We start from the raw sequence: 19,443 nt of genomic DNA, 5'->3' as shown, positions 1-19,443 counted from the left end.
CGGGGCAATGCCCTGTAAACTCTCCGTTTTGCAGTACCTGAAAAGCCGGTGCTGCGGTTAAATCAGTGTTTTCCTAAACCGGATGCAGAAAAGGGAGTAGAAATGAAAAAATCAAGAAGAATAATCAGTTTTATAACTGCACTTGCCGTTTCGTCTTCATTTGTATCATGCAAGAAAACGGAGGACAGCAGTCAGATAATCGAGGAATCCCAGCCTGAAGTCACCGCTACAGAGGAACCTTCAGCTGAGCCTGTTGAAATAGGAAACGAATACAAGCTTACATGTTACTATGAGGAACAGCCGCTTTCCGAAGTCGGGGGACTTTTCGGAAAAATAACAGATACACTGTACGGCGGCGACCACATGTATTATCTTACAGATGATATAACATACACAAGCGGTTCCGGTTACAGGATGTGCAATATCGATATTGCCACAATGCAGAGAACAGATCTTTACAATGCGCCGGAAGGATTTGTGTACACACCTGCGAATCCTTCTGATCTTCCGGAAGGTGTTACTCTTGGTGAAAATGACAGACTGTTCACTGTTTTCACTGACAGAGTACTTTACGGAAATGAAAAAGGTGTCTGCGTAAAGGATATAAAAACAGGTACTGAAAGAGTAATTGAAAAAGCCGGAACAACTGATCAGGAAGTACTCGGTGCTTTCTTTGACGGCAAGAAGTACATAATCGTGTATCAGGAAAAGCCTCAGACACTCAAGCACTTCTACGCAGCTAACGCAAACGGTGAAGTGACTGATGAGACCAAGATGACTCTGGGCTTTGACGGACATATCGAAGGTGCGTTTGTAAACAGCCTGGGTGATCTTTACTTTGCAAAGGTGGAGCGCACTCAGAAAACGACCGTAGTTTCTCCTGAAAAAACAGTGGTCGCAGACAATACAAAAATAGAACTTTACAGAATGAAACCGGACGGAACTCTTAACAGAATGGTAGGCGGTGAAACACTTCCTTACAATGTTGAGCTCAATGACCTGTTCGTTTCATCAGACGGAAATATCTTTGTTATTGAAACTGATCCGGTAAACGGAAAGACAGTTCAGCGGTTTGACAGCTACGGTATACGTACCGGCCGTTTTTCAGTGGAGAGCTACGACGATGACGTTTTCTTCTGCAGCGGTGCTGAACTCTGGAGAGCATTCAGGGATTCAGACGGAAGCATGTGCCTGTGCATGATAAACGACGAAGGAGAGCCTGATCTTTCAACTAAGATCTCAACCGATATGGGTACAGTTGTTACAAAGCTTGCGGGTGACAACGTCTATGATGCATACCTTTCCGATCAGTCTTCCGTTTACGGAATAAAGACAGCTGACAGAAAGACAGAGGAACTCATGCAGTGGACTGATGCTGATGTTGATGCATCTGTTCTTACATGCCTTGGCATCAAGGATGCAGGTGATATCTACTGCCTTAAGAGCGAAACTGTTGTTACAGAAGAAACTCCTGCTGCGACAAATGAAGCTGTAGTAACAGAAGCTGCGCTGGCAGAAAATGACGGTGAAGATGCAGAAAATGACGGTGAAGATGCAGAAAACGCAGAAGATACAGATGATACGGAAGCTGATGAAACAGATGAGGAATCATCCGGTGAAGAGGAAACGGATGAAGATGCTTCTGATGAAGACGAAGATGACGATGAAGAAGGCGATGGCGAGGATGAAGATGAAGTGACATCGGAAGATCCTACAGAGCAGACTGAATCAGAAACTCCGGCACCTGTTGTAAAGACAGAGATCGTTACAAAGCCGGTTCGTCTTGTAAAGGCTGATGCACAGAGACTTGCTGACATCAATTCAAGAAGAATAATCACAGTAGCCGGCGATATCTATGCTACTGTAAATATCAATGGTACTGAATACGATCTTATCTCAAGAATCAAGGAATTCAACAGTACTAATGACCAGTACTTTATCCACCCTAAGAACTACAATAAATTCGGTACTCTTACTACTCTGACAGATCCGGAAAACGAAGAGGAAAAGAAACTTCTTCAGGATGAGGAAACGGAAGACGAAGAGGACGAAAAGAATACAGATTCAGAAGATGAAGAAACAGAGGATGACGAAGTTTCAGAATCTGAAGATGATGAAGATGAAGACGCTGACGATACAGATGAAGATGATGAAGACGAAGACGAAGATGACGATAAATCTGAAACTTCATACACACCTTCTGAAGTAAGGATCAACGGAATGCAGAAACTTGAACAGGATATGCGTGAAGGATTCACACCTGACTTCATTGTTTACGATCCTGCTGACAACGACTTTAGTTCCTATGCTGCAGAAGGTAAATTTGCTGACCTCAGCGAACTCATAAAGGATGATCCTGAGATCAGAGAAGACGACTTTATGGAAAACATAGCCGGTCTGTTTAAATATGATGATGTAATGTACAGAATATTCCCGGTATTCAGGGGAAGAACATTTGTAGCTGATGAATCGGCTGTTGAAAACAAGAACCACTGGAAGATCAGTGAATTCCTTGAAGCAGCAAATGTTTCAAATACTGTATACGTAAATGAAGAAGATGCTCTCGATGCAGTACTTCCTGCTTTCGTTACAGACCGTACCAACTTTGAGGACGGAACATGCTCTCTTGACAACAAGGACTTCAGGGAACTTCTTCAGTGGGCAGATGCATTCCCGCCTGTATCGGATTCACCGTCGATCGATTATGACAGAACAGCTCACAAGCAGTATCCGGTACGTGCAGATCTTCTTTCATCACCGAATAAGTTTGCGTACGAAGAAGCTGCAGTCGGCGAGTCCCTTATCGTAAAGGGCATGCCTTCATCAAACGAGGAACTTGGTCTTGAAGTTGAACCGGGCATGTGTTTCTCAGTTCTGAAGACCTCTGACGCCAAGGCTGAGACATGGAGATTTATCCGTCAGTTCTTTACTGAGGACTTCTACGGATGGGGTCAGGAAAAAGGCTATACCGAGGAAGAGATGAAAGGCCACATCGATTCAGATATTCTTCCTGTAAGAAAGTCAGTCCTTGACCAGATGATCTCAGACAGAACTTCATTCAGATTCGAACGTATGCTGAACGGAAAAGATTTTGTTCCGACAGTAAATACAACATGGGGCGAAGAGTACGAGATCGATGAGATCGACTCCAAGGCAGTTGACAAGTTCAGAAAAGCTGTGAACGGTGAAGCATACATCAGTCCTAAGGGTTCTGATTACTATAATGTTATCAGGGAAGCAGCAGTGGAATACTTCACATCACCTGATATGACTGCCGAAGACGCTTCAAAAGCAGTGCAGAAGGCTGCAAGTGCTTATCTGGCAGCAAATTAAGCAAAACACTTACCGGCATACAGACTGGTAACGTATCATAAAAAGTGAAAACCCGGACCGGTCTGCCGCGTGTATTTTCATTAAACAATACCATATCCCTTCGGATCATTTGACGTGATCTGAAGGGATATTTTTATGCGGCATATTTTTATACCTTTAACGGTTGTAAACAGACTCAAAAAATGTTATAATATAAGAGATTGAATTCAAAGAGGCTAGCTGCGGCCGTGTTATGTGCTTTCAGCCGGCGGCTGCTTATCATATCAGTATACGGAGGGGAATAGTATGTCAAAGGAAAACACCGGTGCAGTCAGGATCTCAGAGGAAGTGATCACTTCCATAGCAGCAAATGCGATCAACGAGATCAAGGGAGTTGAAAAGATCCGTTCAGACTATGGATTTATACGCAGCTTCTTTATGAAAACAAATCCGGTAAGTGTTAAGGCTGACGGTGACGTTGTCGAGATCACTGCTGACGTTGTTCTCAAACACGGGGCAAGTGCTGTTATGACCTGTGAAAAGATACAGAATGCAGTAAAGTCAGAAGTGCAGTCAGCTGCCGGAATTACTGTATCCAGAGTTAACGTTAACGTATCGGGCATAAGCTTTGAAAAGAAATAAAAGGAGTTTTTTATATGGCAGATAAACTGACAAGAAGAGACATCAGAGACAGTGCGTTCAAGATAATATACGAATCACTGCTCAGAGATGATCCGGTTGATGAGCTTTTTGAAATGGCTGAGGACATCGACGAGATCACAGTCAATGATGATGTCAGACAGATGGTAACTGATGTTCTTGCAAAGTCAGAGGAACTTGATGCTATGATCGCTCAGTACAGCAAAAAAAGAGTTTTTGCACGTATCGCAAAGATAAACGTTGCAATTCTCAGAATAGCTTTCTACGAGATCCTTTACAATGACAGGATCCCGACAAACTCGGCTGTAAGCGAAGCTGTACTTCTTGCACAGAACTATTCCTACAAGGAAGACGTTTCATTTGTAAACGGTATTCTCGGTGCATACACAAGAAGCCTTGAAGGTGAAAACAAATAATGGGCTGCTTTCTGGGGATAGACACCAGTAACTATACCACATCGGTAGCTCTTTATGACAGTGTTACAGGTGAGATGAAGCAGCAGAAAAAACTTCTGCCTGTAGCTAAGGGAAACTTAGGCTTAAGACAGAGCGATGCTGTTTTTCACCATACAAAGCAGCTGCCTGATCTTGTGGAGGCCCTCACTTCAGATATCGTCCTGACCGCGATAGGCGTTTCTGTAAAACCAAGGCTTGCCGAAGGTTCATACATGCCGTGTTTCCTGTGCGGTGAAGGTCTTGCCAGATCACTTGCGGCAATAACGGGAGCGGAGCTTTACAGGACGTCTCATCAGACCGGGCATATTCTTGCAGCACTTTATTCAGCAGGAAGACTTGACCTTATTTCACAGGAGTTTATCGCCTTTCATGTGAGCGGAGGAACGACGGACTGCCTTATATGCAGACCGGATGATGAAAACATAATAAACATTACTCAGGCGGGCACATCCCTTGATCTGAAAGCCGGTCAGGCTGTGGACCGCGCAGGGCTCATGCTTGATCTTGCATTTCCGTGCGGAGCGGCCCTTGAAAAGCTGGCGTCGGAAAGCAGAAGAGAATTTAAGGTGAAGCCTGTAATACGCGGGACAGACTGCTCTCTTTCAGGACTTGAAAACAAGTGCAGAAAAATGAAGGAAGAAAATCAGCCCGCTGAAGATATAGCGCTTTTCTGCCTTACATATGTCTGCGAGACAGTAAAGGCCATGACCGCTGCAGCTTTAGAAAAGTACGGAAACATGCCGGTGGTCTTTGCCGGAGGAGTAATGTCTGACAGGATAATCAGAGAAAAACTTGAAAAGGAATTTGACGCATACTTTGCAGAGCCGGAGTTTTCATGCGACAATGCATCAGGACTTGCAGTTTATGCGAAAATAAAATCGGGAGTACAGATATATTGAATATACTTACAGTATCTCAGCTCAACAGATATCTCGCCTTTAAGCTTAAGGAGGACGACAAACTCAAAGGGATATTTCTTAAGGGGGAGATCTCGAATTTTAAAAATGCCGGACATCTGTATTTTACGCTGAAGGACAGTGAAACGCTTATAAAAGCAGTTATGTTCCGAAGCCACGCAGCATCTCTCCGGTTTATGCCTGAAAACGGCCAGAGCGTTATAGCTATGGGATCTGTTTCAGTTTTTGAGCGGGACGGTATTTATCAGCTTTACGTTACTGACATGGTTCCGGACGGTGCAGGAAAACTGCAGATGGAATTTGAAAAACTGAAAAAGGAACTGGAAGCCGAGGGCCTTTTTGATAAGGAACACAAGAAACAGCTGCCGGAATATCCAAAGCGTGTCGGTGTAGTTACCTCGGAAAAGGGAGCTGCGCTTCAGGATATGATCAACATAATGTCCAGACGATATCCTCTTGCTGAACTTGTGATCTATCCGTCACTCGTACAGGGTGCTGATGCACCGGCATCACTGTGCAGATCCCTGAGCATGGCAGACTGCGGTGACTGTGATGTGATAATAATCGGGCGCGGCGGCGGTTCATACGAAGATCTTGCTGCTTTTAATGACAGACAGCTGGCGTATTACATTTACCATCTGAATACGCCGGTAATAAGTGCAGTCGGACACGAAACGGACTTTACAATAGCTGATTTTGTCGCTGACATGAGAGCACCTACTCCTTCAGCTGCAGCGGAGCTGGCTGTACCTGATATCTCAGATATGAGAAAATATGTTGATTCCCTCAGAGACCGTACTGAAAAGGCTTTTGATTTTAGTACCGCAAGACTGGAAACAAGGCTTGCATCACTGATGACAAGACTTGGGAAGATGTCACCGGAAAACATCCTCTTAAAGAATATTTCAGAGCTTGAAATGAAGCGGAAAAGGCTTGAATATTCCATGAAAAATATTCTTACCGGAAGAGAGAATGCTCTTGCCGGTAAAATTGCACGTCTTGAAACACTTAATCCTCTTGAAGTGCTTAAGCGCGGATATACAACAGTTTACAGAAAAGACGGTGAAATGATAAAATCCGTTTCAGAGATAACTGCAGGGGATAGCATACGAATAGATTTTGCCGATGGTTCAGCCTGTGCATCGGTTACAGATACGGAGAGAAAAAAAGATGTCTTTTGAGAAAAAACTTGAAGAACTTGAGCAGATCGTAGCTGCTCTTGAAAGCGGTAAAATACCGCTTGACAAGGCCGTCGAACTTTACGGCAAAGGTATGAAGCTTTCACTTGACTGCCGCAAGGAACTTGACGAGGCAAAAATGAAAATTACAGTGGCTGGAGAAAACGATGGAACAGAAGTATAAAGATATTATGATCGGTTACATTGCCGGTATTGAGAAGAATATTAGAAAATATACGGAAGACAGATCAGGAAATCCTGCGCAGAACCGTCTTACGGAAGCAATGCGTTATTCACTTGAAGCCGGAGGAAAGCGTATACGACCGGTACTTGTAACTGAATTCTGCAGACTCTGCGGAGGAAGTGCTGAAATGGCAGCTGCTCCTGCAGCGGCTATAGAGATGATACATACTGCATCACTCATACATGATGATCTTCCTGCAATGGACAATGATGATTTCAGACGCGGCCGGCCTTCATGTCATAAAGCGTATACTGAAGCTGAAGCTATTCTTGCCGGTGACGCGCTTATTGTGCTGCCGTTTCAGATAATTGCTGAAGACACGGCTCTTGACGGAGCGAAAAAAGCAAGAATAATTTCTGACCTTGCAGCGTCCACCGCTGTAACAGGTATGATAGGCGGACAGGCTATCGATATAGACAATGAAACAAGAAACGACGTCGATGAAGAAAATCTCAGATACATGTATTCACTGAAAACGGGAGCTCTTATAAGAACTTCCGCACGTATGGGATGCATAGCAGCAGGAGCTTCTGAAGAAATGATTAACAGGGCGGATGAATATGCAAAAAAGATCGGCCTTGCTTTCCAGATCATTGACGATATACTTGACGTTACTTCAACAACCGAGGAACTTGGAAAACCGGTCGGAAGCGACGAGGAAAACAACAAAACAACATTTGTAACTGTTATGGGTATAGAAAAAGCTAAGGAAGAAGCAGACAGACTCACAGCGGAAGCGCTGGATCTTCTTGATGGATTTGAAGACAGCGGTTTCCTGAAGGCTCTGACAAATGAGCTTCTTGACAGAAGAAAATAAAAACTTTGGCGGGATCTTTATGGGGATCGGCTCTAAGTGGAACTTAAGGGAAGTATGATTTATGTTTAACAATATTTTAATTATAAGTGCTGCATCATGGTTTACAGCTCAGGTTCTCAAGACACTTATACATGCAGTAAAAAACAGAAAAGTTGCGTATGAAAGAATGATAGGTGCAGGAGGTATGCCGAGTTCACATACAGCAATGGTAATAGCAGCGCTTGTGACAACAGGACGTATTGACGGAGTACATTCTTCAGTTTTCGGTGTGGCAGCGGTATTTTCTGCTGTAGTCATCTATGATGCGCTGAATGTAAGACATGCAGCAGGCCTTCATGCCAAAGAACTCAATACGATTAACAGACTTTTTAATTTCAGAATAAAGGAAGAAAATTCAGAAAAGGTCGGAATAAAGGATCTTAATGAATTCCTCGGACATACTCCGATCGAGGTTATAGGCGGTGCCGTTGTCGGTACACTTGTCGGATTTTTCTTCCCGATAAAATAAAGGGCAGTTGAAAAAAAATGAACGAAACTAAACTCGAAAAGCTTGACCTTCCGGGAGGACTTAAGGCTCTTTCCATAGATGAGTGCAGGGATCTGTGCAAGGATATAAGAAATGTTCTGATCAAGACTGTTTCAAAAAAACGGCGGTCATCTTGCATCAAATCTTGGAGTGGTCGAGCTGACAGTTGCGATCCACAGAGTCTTCGATTCGCCTGAAGACAAGATCGTATGGGACGTGGGACACCAGACATACACTCACAAGATCCTGACAGGCCGTCTTGACCGTTTTTCCACTCTGCGTCAGGAAAACGGTATTTCAGGTTTTCCTAAACCTGACGAATCTGAACATGATGCGTTTGTAAGCGGTCACAGCAGCACATCTATTTCGATAGCCTGCGGAATTGCCGAGGCGATGAAACTTGAAAACAAGAACAATCACGCTGTTGCAGTGATAGGTGACGGTGCCTTTACCGGCGGCCTTGCATATGAGGGACTGAACAACGCAGGCAAGAGTCACAGCAATCTTATCGTTATCCTCAACCATAACGGCATGTCCATTTCAAAGAACGTAGGCGCTCTTGCCAAGTATCTTTCCGCTATCAGAAACAAGGAAAGCTACATGAACACAAAGAATGCCGTCGATCAGGTACTGAAAAAGACACCGGTAGTCGGACAGCCTATAAGCAAGGTGCTCAGCGCTTCAAAATCCGCGATCAAGGGAGTTGTACTCAAGGGCAACACCATGTTCGAGGATCTCGGCTTTGAATATCTCGGACCGGTTGACGGACATGACATTGAAGCAGTTGAGGCTGTGCTCAAAGTTGCACAGTCTATGCACAAGCCGGTTCTTGTACATGTAAATACCATAAAGGGAAAGGGCTATACGCCTGCTGAAAAAAATCCGGGTGAGTATCACGGTATTCCGCGTTTTGACATTGCTACAGGAAACCCTGAAGTAAGCAGTGTTGATTCATTTTCATCTGAGTTCGGACGTGAGCTTGCATCACTTGCAGGTGAGAATGATAAAATATGCGCTGTCACGGCAGCTATGAAATACGGTACAGGATTACAGTTCTTCGCTGCAAAGTACAAGGAAAGATTCTTTGACGTCGGTATAGCTGAACAGCATGCAGTAACTTACTGCGCCGGACTTGCAAGTATGGGAATGGTACCTGTATTTGCCGTATATTCGTCATTCCTTCAGCGTGCATATGATCAGATCGTGCATGATGCGGCTCTTTCGCGCTGCCATATGGTCATCGGGATCGACAGGGCAGGATTTGTTGGTGAAGACGGTGAGACACATCAGGGTGTTTTTGATGTGCCGATGCTTACATCTGTACCGGGTGTGACAGTCTTTTCACCGTCCGGATATGACGAGCTTAAGTATGATCTCAGAAGAGCTGTCGGTGAACTTGAAGGTCTGGTATGTCTGCGCTATCCGCGCGGAAAGGACTGTACGGAAAGAGAGAAGCAGACGGAGTTTTCTGACTATTCATTTACAGAACGTGAAGGTGCTGAAGCTCTTCTCGTAAGCTACGGACGAACAGCTGAAAACGTAATAAGAGCTTCTGACATACTTGAAAATATGTATTCGTTAAAGTGTGACGTACTGAAGCTTAACAGGATCTGGCCGCTTGACAGTGAAATGGTAAAGAAAGCAGCATCATACAGTAATATCTTTTTCTTTGAGGAAGGCATGAAGAGCGGAGGAATTGCCGAACATCTTCTCAGTGCTGTATGCAGTGAAGGATTCTGCGGCAGATTCAGCATCACTGCTGTTGAAGGATTTATAAAACAGGCTTCTGTGACAAGTCAGCTGAAAAAATACGGTCTTGATACCGATTCAGTTATCGATAAAGTTAAGGAAACAATAAGCTGACCGAAAATCCGGCGAAGCCGGATTTTCGGCAGGAGGGAATGCGGGGCTTCGCCCCGTATCCCTGCACTGATTTATGAATAAATCAGTGCTTTCTGACAGGGAGAATGATCTATGTCTGATAACAGACTCGACGTTGAACTTTTTGAACGCGGCCTATGCAGAAGCCGCGAACGTGCAAGACAGCTTATAAAAAACGGTTTTGTAACTGTTGACGGCAGAACGTGTGCAAAACCTGCTTTTACAGTCACTGATGAAAATGTGCTTGAGGTGACTGGTGAGGATCACAGTTATGTCGGCAGGGGCGGACTTAAGCTCGAAAAGGCGGTTTCTGCTTTTGAAATTGATCTTAAGGGCAGAGTCTGTCTTGACATAGGTGCATCTACCGGAGGGTTTACTGAAGTAATGCTTTCAGGCGGTGCCGCTGAAGTGTACGCTCTTGATGTCGGACACGGTCAGCTTGCACCTGAACTGGCTTCAGATGAGCGTGTTGTGAACATGGAAAACACAAACATCCGTGAAACAGTCGTAAATGATTTTAAAAAGCAGCCTGATTTCATTGCAACGGATGTTTCGTTTATTTCGCTTAAGCTTGTTCTTCCTAAAATAAAGGAAATTCTTTCGGAAAACGGCGAAGCGGTCGTTCTTATCAAGCCGCAGTTTGAAGCAGGAAAATCAAATCTGAACAAAAAAGGTGTTGTAAAGGATCCGAAAGTCCACAGACAGGTCATAAGTGATCTGACGAAATTTGCGTCAGTATGCGGATTCTGCGTTTCGGGTATCTGTGTTTCACCGATAAAAGGCGGTACCGGAAATGCGGAGTATCTTATGTATCTTAAACACACCGGCGGAAATTGTGTTCCGGTTTCATTCAGTGCAGACGAACTTGTAAGAGAGGCGTTAGGAAAAGAAAAATGAAGATAGTTATTTTTCCAAATTTAAAGAAAAAGGATGCGTACAGCTGTACGCTCGATGTATGCGGTATTCTCGGAAAACTCGGTGCTGAGATCTTCATGGACAGCATGTACCGTGAAACTTTTTCATCACTCGGAAACATAGAATACGGTGAGTTCAGAAAGCTTGCGGAAGAAGCGGATTTTGCCGTTGCCATAGGCGGAGACGGAACGATCCTTAAGTGCGCTTCTGCCATGACCGGCACGGATACTAAGCTTCTTGGCATAAACACGGGGCGCCTCGGATTCATGGCGTCGGTTGAAAAGGATAATCTTCAGATCCTTGAAAAGCTTTTTTCCGGTGATTACAAAATTTCGGAACGAATGCTTCTTGCTGTGGAAAATGAAGGCGAAAACGGAAAGAAAATTTTCCGTGCACTGAATGACGTTGTGGTCACAAGCCGTTATTCAAAGATCATGGAATTTGATGTTTATGTCGGTGATAATCTTATCGGAAGCTATCTGGGTGACGGTGTCGTATTCAGTACACCTACAGGTTCAACTGCCTATGCACTTTCAGCAGGCGGTCCGATAATTGAGCCGGAACTTGAATGTCTTGAAATGAATCTCGTCTGTCCTCACTCACTTTTCGTCCGTCCGATGATTTTTAATGCTGACAGTGTGATAACACTTGTTCATCATTCACCGGAGGAAGTTCAGATAGGCTATTCAGTTGACGGCAATGAACCTGTAGTGCTGCGGAGCGGAAGCAGACTTGTTGTCAGAAAATCTGCCTGCAAGATAAAGCTCATCGACATGACCGGAATTACGTTTTACGATTCACTTAACAGAAAGCTTATGAGATCGCTGAAAGGGAACTGATGAAGAATAAACGACAGAAAAAGATCCTTGAGATAATAGCGGCAAAAGACGTTGAGACCCAGGAAGAACTTCAGCTGCTTCTTGCTGAAGAAGGTTTCAGGGCCGCACAGCCTACTGTTTCGCGTGACATTCAGGAACTCAGACTGGTGAAGGCTGTAAATGACGAGGGAAAGTACAGGTACATACAGTCAGGAAATACTGATGCAAGGTTTTCCAACCTGCTCCTTCAGACAATAATAAGCGTTGACTATGCCATGAATATGGTTGTTATCAAGTGTCATACAGGTATGGCACAGGCAGCCTGCGCCATGATCGATTCAATGGATTATCCGCAGGTGCTTGGTACCATAGCAGGAGACGACACGATTTTTATACTTCTCAGAAACGAGGAGAATGCAAGACAGTTCATGCAGAAACTGAAGAAGATGACGGGCTGATGTACAGCTGTATACAGTGAATGTATCAGCACGGTCTGCTGAGAGAGAATGAGGAAAACAGAAAGAAAAGAGGAGCTAATTTGCTTAGGGAACTATACATTGAGGACCTTGCAGTCATAAAGAATGCATCGATCCCTCTGGAAGAAAATTTCAACGCATTTACCGGTGAGACCGGTGCAGGTAAATCTATTCTTATAAACGGTATTAATGCTGTCCTTGGTCAGAGAGTTACGAAGGATATTGTCCGTACGGGAAGCGAAAAGGCACTTATCACTGCTCTTTTTACAGATCTTTCCGACAGTGTCAAAGCAAAGCTCGATGAACTTGGAATAAGTTACTCTGACGATGAGATAACTGTGACAAGAGAGATACACGCTGACGGCGGAAGCATTGCAAGAATAAACAACAGGGCAACAACAGTATCTGTTCTGCGTGAGCTTGGTGCGGTGCTCATAAACATTCACGGTCAGCACGACAATCAGATACTCATGGCACCTGAACGCCACATTGCAATTCTCGACAGCTTCGGCGGCGATGACAGTTTCATTGAAGACTACAGAAAAAGTTTCCGTGAACTTCAGCAGTGTGCAAGAAAGCTTGCAGAGCTGAAAAAGCTTGAACAGCAGGCTTCTGACCGTATGATATATCTTCAGACGGTCGTTGATGAGATAGGGCCTCTTGAACTTGAACCGGATGAAGATATCCAGATAGAAGAAGAATACAGAATGCTGAAAAACAGCACTGATATAATCGAGGCACTCATGGCATCGAAGAACTGCATAAGCAGTGATGATGAATGCATTGTTTCCGGGCTGAATGATACTGAGGCACTTCTTGAAGGTGTTACAGATGTTTATTCACCGGCCGTGGCCCTTCTGGAAAGGATCCATTCAATAAACATAGAACTTTCCGATATTGCCTCCGAGCTTTCCCACTGTGCCTCATCTCTTGAAATAGATGAAGAGACGTTCAGTACTATTTCTGCACGCCGTGACATCATAAGCACTCTGAAGCGCAAGTACAACAGGGGACTGAATGAAGTCATCACCATGTACGAGGAAGCAGCTGAAGAGCTTGACAGCATGGAAAACAGCTCTGAGATGATCGAAAAGCTTACAGCTGAAAGAAAACGCCTGCTGGAAGAGACGACTGAGAAAGCGAAAAAACTTTCGGAATACCGTGCGCGTACAGCTGAAAAATTCGTAAGCAGAGTTGCTGAGGAACTGAAATTTCTCGACATGCCGAATGTGATCATTGAAGTGAAAAATGAAAAGGGCAAACTTTCCACAAACGGAATGGATTCTGTTGAATTTCTGATCTCTGCAAACAAGGGTGAGGAGCCGAAGCCAATTGCAAAAATTGCATCCGGCGGTGAACTTTCAAGAATCATGCTCGCACTTAAAACGGTTTTAGCTGACCAGGACGACATCCCGACACTCATATTCGACGAGATCGACACCGGTGTAAGCGGACGTGCAGCGCAGAAGATAGGCATCAAGCTTCAGGAAATAAGCGCCCACCGTCAGGTACTCTGTGTAACGCATCTTTCACAGATAGCAGTAATGGCGGACAATCATCTTCTCATTGAAAAGAAGACCAAAGGTGACCGCACAGCTACTGACGTAACAAAGCTTGACAAAGCAGGCCGTATACGCGAAATAGCAAGAATAATGAGCGGCGAAAACCCAAGTGAACTGATGCTGAAAAACGCGGAAGAACTGCTTGATACAAACAGAAGAAAAAAATGATATAAAAAGCTGATATACACGGATCATTTTCAGTGTATATCAGCTTTTGCTGTTATGTATTCAGTCAGTTATTCACACCGTCGCCTTAGTCTTCTTGAAAACGAACTTCTGCTGCATGATATAGCTGAAAGCGAAAAGGATCAGTTCCGTCATAAGCTTTGCGACGTATGTGCTGATGCCGATGGCTGCGAGAGCGCGGAGAATAAGGGTGTTAAGAAGAAGGACTACTGCTGCAAGGCAGAAATATTTAAGTGCTGATGAAGAGAATCTGGTTTCGGAACAGAATACGAATTTTCTGTTTACTCCGAAGTTTAAGAGACTGCTGCAGATCCTTGCGATTATGTTTGAGTAAACTGCGGAACCGGTGAGAAGTGAAAGTGCACAGAAAAGTCCGTAGTCAGCGAGGAAACACATGAATGATGATGCTGAATATTTCAGTATCTCTTTATAGATCCTGAAGGAGTCCTTTACGGTGCTGAAGTGTGAGGATGAGTTGTCATTGAGATAAACTGTTTCGATCCACACTTCCTTTATCGGTACTGAGCGGCCGGACATTTCCATGAGGACGTTCATTTCGTATTCGTATCTGCTGCCGTTTATTTCAAGCATCAGTTCAGAAAGGCTGCTGTCAAAAGCCCTGAGGCCGGTCTGTGTGTCAAATACTTTTACGCCGGAGGAGATCCTGTAGACCATTCTTGTGATGGCGTTGCCCATGCGGCTTCTTAACGGAACATCGCCCTCAAATTTTCTGCTTCCGAGGATGAGACTGTCAGGATGTGCTTCGGCTTCGCTGCATACACGGATTATATCATTGGTTTTGTGTTGTCCGTCAGCATCGGCTGTAACGATGATAAAAGGTTCTGCATAGTGTTCACGGATATATCTGATACCTGTCTTGATGGCTTCACCTTTGCCCTTGTTGACATCGTGCTCAAGAACTGTGGTAAGTCCGCGTGCAATGCCGAATACATGATCGTATTCATTTCCGCTTCCGTCGTTTACTACGATGACCTCAAAACCTGCTTCATTAAGTTCACGGACTGTTTCTGTCATTTCCATGCCTGGCTTGTATGCTGGTATAACAGCGATGTATTTTGTATTTTTCATATTTATTCTTCTCCTTAAAACTGTTTTATGTCTGATAACCTGTGATGAATCGGGAAACAGGAGCTGCGGAGACTGCGGTTTTATACCTGCAGCTTCACTGCTTTGTGAATTGCTCACGGTTTCCTTCTGTGATTATTATTCTACAGTTCAAAGGTTAGAATAAGGTTAGAAAAAATAATTTTTTTATTTTCTGATCTTTACTGTAAAGCAGCTTCCTTTTCCTTCGCTGCTTTCAGCTTCGGCATATCCTCCGTGATATTCGGCGATCTCCTTTACAAGAGCAAGACCGAGCCCGGTGCCTTTTGTGCTTCGTGATTTGTCTGCGCGGTAGAAGCGTTCCCAGATGTGAGGCATATCCTCATCCGGTATACCGATACCGTCATCGGTGACTTTAAGGACCGCATAATCACCGGATGATTTAAGTGATACACTTACATGTCCGTTTTCTTTTCCGTATTTCAGTGCGTTCTGAATAAGATTTCCGGCCATAAGACTGAACATTTCCTTATTTACATTTGCAGTGATGTCATCAAGATCCTCCGATATTTCGGTGTTTTTTTCATCGATTATCCGCATATCCTCACACAGACCGTGTACCGTTCCTGTCAGATCGTTTTCCGATTTCGGATACTTTTCCGTACCCTGTTCGATCCTCGTGAACATAAGCATGGTGTTTATAAGTCCGGACATTTTATATCCCTGTTCCTGTATGGATGCGATTATCTGAAGAAGTTCCTCCGGGTCATCAGCCCGGTCAAATCCGTATTCACACTGTGCAAGTATCACAGATACCGGTGTGCGCAGTTCGTGCGAGACATTGGATGTAAACTGCTTCTGCGCCTCAAAATCATTTTCAAGTTTGTCGAACATCGCGTTGATAACTTTTGCTAATTCGTCCAGCTCATCACCGCGTCCGTTTGTACGAATTCTCCTTGAAAGATCACTGCTTTTCCGTATCTCGTCAGCAGTGCGCCGCATGTTTCTTACCGGCTTGAGAAAGCTTCGTGTCAGAAAATATCCTCCGATAAGCGCCATTACCAGAAGCACCGGAACGGTAGCCAGTATTTCCTTATGACTCTTTATCATTTCGGAAAGATCATTTTCCGCTGCGATTATTCCGCGGATGTAGTAGGCGTTCGTGGAATTTTTCACAAGTCTGTTTACATAGTAGTAGCTGTTGCCGCCAAGTTCCGTTTTTGACGGTACCGTACCGGATGTCAGCGGCAGACTGTCGAGTTCAGGGTAGAAAAAACCAGCTACATGTTCTCCGTCACCGTCATATATCATGAGCTGAACGTCATCAGCTATGAAGTCGCTGTAGTCCGAACTGCCGTTTATAAGTGAATCTGTTCTGCTGGTGTTAAGAGCCGTGTCGTCAACTATTTTTTCAAGTGTGGAAATTGCAGTCTTTCTTTCAGCTGAGCGGTAGATGCTTAGTATCACTGACATAAACACGATACAGATCATGAGCAGGATAAAGGTATACCACAGTGACATTTTCAGTTTCAGTGAACGCGGTTTGAGTGTTTTAGGATCAACTGCGTGCTGTTTCATTTTTCCACCTTCATTACATATCCTATGCCGCGTACTGTATGAATAAGCTTTTCATCACGGCCGGAATCTATTTTTTTACGCAGATAGTTCATATAGACTTCCACGATCTTGTCACCGCCTTCGTAGTCATATCCCCAGACGTGACTTAAGATCTTTGCCTTGCTGAGGATACGTCCTTTGTTTATCATGAGAAATTCAAGCAGGTCGTATTCCTTGCCGGTAAGTGTTATCTCTTTTCCGTCAAGCTCGGTGATATGGCTGTCAGTGTGCACTGTAAGTCCGCCCAGAGTCACTGACTCAGAAATGCTGCCGGAAGCGGTCCTCAGAACGGCGTGTATACGGGCAATAAGCTCGTCAAATGAAAACGGTTTTACAATATAGTCGCTGGCTCCGAGATTCAGACCGGTGATCCTGTCGTTTAAGGTGTCCTTTGCAGTAAGAAAAATAACCGGAGTCTGTTTTTCCTTCCCTGCGCAGTTTTGTCACCACTTCCGTGCCGCTCATTTCAGGCATCATAATGTCAAGAACAGCCAGATCATAATCAGCGTACAGAAGACGGTCAAGCGCATCTGCACCGTTATAGCAGCTTTCAGTGCTGAATCCTTCGTGATCAAGCTTTTTCGTTATAACATCATTAAGTGATTTTTCATCTTCAGCTATAAGTAATTTCATAATATCTCCTGTTTAAATAAAAATATTATCTGATCATAAAGCAATTATATCATAAACAGGTATACATAACAACCTGAAACGGACATAAAATAAGCATCGCACCGACGGGGGATCAGTGCGATGCTGCTCTCCGGTGATGAAACCGGAGAATTTTTCCGCTTCCAAAGCGGATAAGGTGATGAAAAAAGAGTTAGAAAAGTTGATGAAAAAATCTTGAGCGCAAACAGATGACTGACTAAGTTATCATCTGTTCGTTGTCACTATTATAGCATATGAACGAGTAATTGTCAATAGATTTTGTGGAAAAAGCATATTTTGAAACGAACAAATTTTTTCGGAGAGGATAAGTGCCGAAAAACCGTGATTATTAAGGCTGTTATTCGTATGTTAAACGAATTGATTAAAAAACGGTTAACTGGTATAATATAAACTGGATGCTTTTTGTACTGCATCTGACTAAAATTACAGAGGAGTTTATTTACAAATGATAACAGTTTCAAATGTAAGTGTTCAGTTTGGCGGTTCGACTCTCTTCAAGAATGTTGATCTTAAGTTTACAAACGGTAACTGCTACGGTATCATTGGTGCCAACGGTGCCGGAAAATCGACTTTTTTAAGAGTGCTCAGCGGAGATCTTGAACCAACCACGGGTGAGGTATCCATCAAAAAAGGTGCCCGCATGTCAGTGCTCAAACAGGATCACTTTGCATATGAAGAATATACAGTTCTCGATACAATAATCATGGGCAACGAGAGACTTTACAGCATAATGAAGGAAAAGGATGCACTGTATGCCAAGGAAGATTTTTCAGAGGAAGACGGCGTAAAGGCATCTGAACTGGAAGCTGAATTTGCTGAACTCAACGGATGGGAAGCAGAGTCAGACGCTTCAAAGCTCATTCAGGGACTTGATCTTTCCGAGGACATGCTCTACATGCAGATGTCTTCACTTACCGGTAACGAAAAGGTAAAGGTGCTTCTTGCACAGGCACTTTTCGGCAATCCGGATATTATCCTTCTCGACGAGCCTACCAACCATCTTGACATAGACGCTATCAGATGGCTTGAGGATTTCCTTGCAGATTACTTCGGTACAGTTCTTGTCGTATCCCATGACAGACACTTCCTCAACAATGTCTGCACACACATTGTCGATATCGACTATACAAAGATCAAAATGTATGTCGGTAACTACGAGTTCTGGTATGAGTCAAGCCAGCTCATCCAGCGTATGATCAAGCAGCAGAACAAAAAGGCTGAGGAAAAAATCAAGGAACTCAAGTCATTCATCGAGCGATTCTCTGCAAACAAGTCAAAGTCAAACCAGGCTACTTCAAGAAGAAAGCTTCTTGAAAAGATCACTGTTGAGGAAATGCCGGCTTCAAGCCGTAAATATCCGTACATCGGATTCACTCCTGACAGGGAACTCGGAAAGGAGATCCTTTCAGTTGACGACATATGCAAGACAGAAGACGGAGAAGTTCTTCTCAAGAACGTCCGTTTCACAGTCGGACGTGAGGACAAGATAGCATTTGTTTCAGAAAATGAACGTGCTCTTACAATGCTTTTCAAGATCCTCATGGAAGAGGAACAGCCGGATTCAGGAAGCTTCAAGTGGGGCGTATCCACATCTACTTCTTACTTCCCGATGGACAACTCAGCATATTTCGACGGATGTGAACTTTCTATCATTGACTGGATAAGACAGTATTCCACAAACGACGAGACAGATACCTATCTCCGTGGATTCCTCGGCAGAATGCTCTTCTCCGGTGACGATGTCTACAAGCCTGTAAATGTCCTTTCAGGCGGCGAAAAGGTCAGATGCATGTTCTCAAGAATGATGCTTTTCGGTTCGAATGTTCTCGTTCTTGATCAGCCTACCAACCATCTTGACCTCGAAAGCATCACAGCAGTTAACAACGGCCTTGAGACTTTCAAGGGTGTGGTGCTCTTTACCTCACACGACCATGAAATTCTCCAGACTGTAGCAAACAGAATTATCGAGATTACCCCTGACGGAATAATCGACAGGCTCGGTACTTACGAAGAATATCTTGACTTCAAGAAAAACAGAAGCTGATGCTGACCTGTATTTTCAGAGAAAATACTTATTATAAGTAAATCTTTAAATTACTTTTCGAATTTTTACGTGTCTTTCTGATGACGACTAAAACACAA

The 19,443-nt window shown here is 44.0% G+C and carries 18 protein-coding genes; 14 read left to right on the top strand and 4 right to left on the bottom strand.

What is annotated here, in order from left to right:
- Positions 1-102 precede the first annotated feature (102 nt).
- From CC97_RS20055 to recN, 13 genes are all read left to right on the top strand, one after another.
- Positions 103-3,333 carry a hypothetical protein gene (locus CC97_RS20055; protein ID WP_049962749.1) on the top strand — a complete coding sequence of 1,077 codons (3,231 nt, stop codon included), beginning with the start codon at positions 103-105 and terminating at the stop codon, positions 3,331-3,333.
- A gap of 285 nt (positions 3,334-3,618) precedes the next feature.
- On the top strand, positions 3,619-3,954 hold the full coding sequence (locus tag CC97_RS07300; protein ID WP_044974435.1) for an Asp23/Gls24 family envelope stress response protein: 336 nt from the start codon (positions 3,619-3,621) through the stop codon (positions 3,952-3,954).
- Positions 3,955-3,968: 14 nt separating this feature from the next.
- Positions 3,969-4,388, top strand: a complete 420-nt coding sequence (gene nusB / locus CC97_RS07295; RefSeq protein ID WP_044974434.1) for a transcription antitermination factor NusB — start codon at positions 3,969-3,971, stop codon at positions 4,386-4,388.
- Positions 4,388-5,326, top strand: a complete 939-nt coding sequence (locus CC97_RS07290; protein ID WP_044974433.1) for a peptidase M22 — start codon at positions 4,388-4,390, stop codon at positions 5,324-5,326. The genes nusB and CC97_RS07290 overlap by 1 nt, the downstream gene beginning before the upstream one ends.
- The gene (gene xseA, locus CC97_RS07285; protein ID WP_044974432.1) at positions 5,323-6,525 is read left to right on the top strand and encodes an exodeoxyribonuclease VII large subunit; all 1,203 of its coding nucleotides are present in this window, start codon (positions 5,323-5,325) and stop codon (positions 6,523-6,525) included. Before CC97_RS07290 ends, xseA begins: the two co-directional genes overlap by 4 nt.
- Complete coding sequence (gene xseB / locus CC97_RS07280) at positions 6,515-6,706, top strand: exodeoxyribonuclease VII small subunit (protein ID WP_242848152.1); 192 nt, start codon at positions 6,515-6,517, stop codon at positions 6,704-6,706. The genes xseA and xseB overlap by 11 nt, the downstream gene beginning before the upstream one ends.
- The gene (locus tag CC97_RS07275) at positions 6,690-7,583 is read left to right on the top strand and encodes a polyprenyl synthetase family protein (protein WP_049962748.1); all 894 of its coding nucleotides are present in this window, start codon (positions 6,690-6,692) and stop codon (positions 7,581-7,583) included. Before xseB ends, CC97_RS07275 begins: the two co-directional genes overlap by 17 nt.
- A gap of 61 nt (positions 7,584-7,644) precedes the next feature.
- The gene (locus tag CC97_RS07270) at positions 7,645-8,091 is read left to right on the top strand and encodes a divergent PAP2 family protein (RefSeq protein ID WP_044974430.1); all 447 of its coding nucleotides are present in this window, start codon (positions 7,645-7,647) and stop codon (positions 8,089-8,091) included.
- A 168-nt stretch (positions 8,092-8,259) separates the two neighbouring features.
- A complete protein-coding gene (dxs, locus tag CC97_RS07265; protein ID WP_347493530.1) occupies positions 8,260-9,972 on the top strand; it encodes a 1-deoxy-D-xylulose-5-phosphate synthase in 1,713 nt (570 codons plus the stop codon).
- Between the two features lie 111 nt (positions 9,973-10,083).
- On the top strand, positions 10,084-10,887 hold the full coding sequence (locus tag CC97_RS07260) for a TlyA family RNA methyltransferase (protein WP_044974429.1): 804 nt from the start codon (positions 10,084-10,086) through the stop codon (positions 10,885-10,887).
- Complete coding sequence (locus tag CC97_RS07255) at positions 10,884-11,744, top strand: NAD(+)/NADH kinase (RefSeq protein ID WP_044974428.1); 861 nt, start codon at positions 10,884-10,886, stop codon at positions 11,742-11,744. The genes CC97_RS07260 and CC97_RS07255 overlap by 4 nt, the downstream gene beginning before the upstream one ends.
- Positions 11,744-12,181, top strand: coding sequence for an arginine repressor (argR, locus tag CC97_RS07250; protein WP_044974427.1), 438 nt, complete (start codon positions 11,744-11,746; stop codon positions 12,179-12,181). The genes CC97_RS07255 and argR overlap by 1 nt, the downstream gene beginning before the upstream one ends.
- A gap of 80 nt (positions 12,182-12,261) precedes the next feature.
- Entirely contained in the window at positions 12,262-13,929 is a 1,668-nt protein-coding gene (gene recN / locus CC97_RS07245) for a DNA repair protein RecN (RefSeq protein ID WP_044976857.1), read from the top strand.
- A gap of 72 nt (positions 13,930-14,001) precedes the next feature.
- Here the strand turns inward: recN and CC97_RS07240 are convergent, their stop codons facing one another.
- The 4 genes from CC97_RS07240 to CC97_RS20930 all read right to left on the bottom strand — a co-directional run bounded on the left by CC97_RS07240 (position 14,002) and on the right by CC97_RS20930 (position 17,262).
- A complete protein-coding gene (locus tag CC97_RS07240; protein WP_044976856.1) occupies positions 14,002-15,036 on the bottom strand; it encodes a bifunctional glycosyltransferase family 2/GtrA family protein in 1,035 nt (344 codons plus the stop codon).
- Between the two features lie 183 nt (positions 15,037-15,219).
- Positions 15,220-16,590, bottom strand: coding sequence for a HAMP domain-containing sensor histidine kinase (locus tag CC97_RS07235; RefSeq protein ID WP_049962747.1), 1,371 nt, complete (start codon positions 16,588-16,590; stop codon positions 15,220-15,222).
- Positions 16,587-16,862, bottom strand: coding sequence for a winged helix-turn-helix domain-containing protein (locus CC97_RS20935; RefSeq protein WP_242848203.1), 276 nt, complete (start codon positions 16,860-16,862; stop codon positions 16,587-16,589). The genes CC97_RS07235 and CC97_RS20935 overlap by 4 nt, the downstream gene beginning before the upstream one ends.
- Before the next feature lie 82 nt (positions 16,863-16,944).
- The gene (locus CC97_RS20930; protein WP_278245327.1) at positions 16,945-17,262 is read right to left on the bottom strand and encodes a response regulator; all 318 of its coding nucleotides are present in this window, start codon (positions 17,260-17,262) and stop codon (positions 16,945-16,947) included.
- Between the two features lie 484 nt (positions 17,263-17,746).
- Between CC97_RS20930 and CC97_RS07225 the strand changes: the two genes are divergently transcribed.
- Positions 17,747-19,345, top strand: coding sequence for an ATP-binding cassette domain-containing protein (locus CC97_RS07225; RefSeq protein WP_044974426.1), 1,599 nt, complete (start codon positions 17,747-17,749; stop codon positions 19,343-19,345).
- Positions 19,346-19,443: the final 98 nt, after the last annotated feature.

The sequence above is a fragment of the Ruminococcus sp. HUN007 genome (assembly GCF_000712055.1).
Lineage (GTDB): Bacteria > Bacillota > Clostridia > Oscillospirales > Ruminococcaceae > HUN007.
This window is presented reverse-complemented; position numbering and strand designations above follow the sequence as displayed.

Bases quoted from the DNA above. Each gene is read 5' to 3' on its own strand.
- CC97_RS07255 (WP_044974428.1), top strand. From the start codon at position 10,884: ATGAAGATAGTTATTTTTCCAAATTTAAAGAAAAAGGATGCGTACAGC.
- xseB (WP_242848152.1), top strand. From the start codon at position 6,515: ATGTCTTTTGAGAAAAAACTTGAAGAACTTGAGCAGATCGTAGCTGCT.
- CC97_RS20055 (WP_049962749.1), top strand. From the start codon at position 103: ATGAAAAAATCAAGAAGAATAATCAGTTTTATAACTGCACTTGCCGTT.
- CC97_RS07240 (WP_044976856.1), bottom strand. From the start codon at position 15,036: ATGAAAAATACAAAATACATCGCTGTTATACCAGCATACAAGCCAGGC.
- CC97_RS07290 (WP_044974433.1), top strand. From the start codon at position 4,388: ATGGGCTGCTTTCTGGGGATAGACACCAGTAACTATACCACATCGGTA.
- CC97_RS07235 (WP_049962747.1), bottom strand. From the start codon at position 16,590: ATGAAACAGCACGCAGTTGATCCTAAAACACTCAAACCGCGTTCACTG.
- nusB (WP_044974434.1), top strand. From the start codon at position 3,969: ATGGCAGATAAACTGACAAGAAGAGACATCAGAGACAGTGCGTTCAAG.
- CC97_RS07270 (WP_044974430.1), top strand. From the start codon at position 7,645: ATGTTTAACAATATTTTAATTATAAGTGCTGCATCATGGTTTACAGCT.
- CC97_RS07300 (WP_044974435.1), top strand. From the start codon at position 3,619: ATGTCAAAGGAAAACACCGGTGCAGTCAGGATCTCAGAGGAAGTGATC.
- CC97_RS07275 (WP_049962748.1), top strand. From the start codon at position 6,690: ATGGAACAGAAGTATAAAGATATTATGATCGGTTACATTGCCGGTATT.
- CC97_RS20930 (WP_278245327.1), bottom strand. From the start codon at position 17,262: ATGAAATTACTTATAGCTGAAGATGAAAAATCACTTAATGATGTTATA.
- argR (WP_044974427.1), top strand. From the start codon at position 11,744: ATGAAGAATAAACGACAGAAAAAGATCCTTGAGATAATAGCGGCAAAA.
- CC97_RS07225 (WP_044974426.1), top strand. From the start codon at position 17,747: ATGATAACAGTTTCAAATGTAAGTGTTCAGTTTGGCGGTTCGACTCTC.
- CC97_RS07260 (WP_044974429.1), top strand. From the start codon at position 10,084: ATGTCTGATAACAGACTCGACGTTGAACTTTTTGAACGCGGCCTATGC.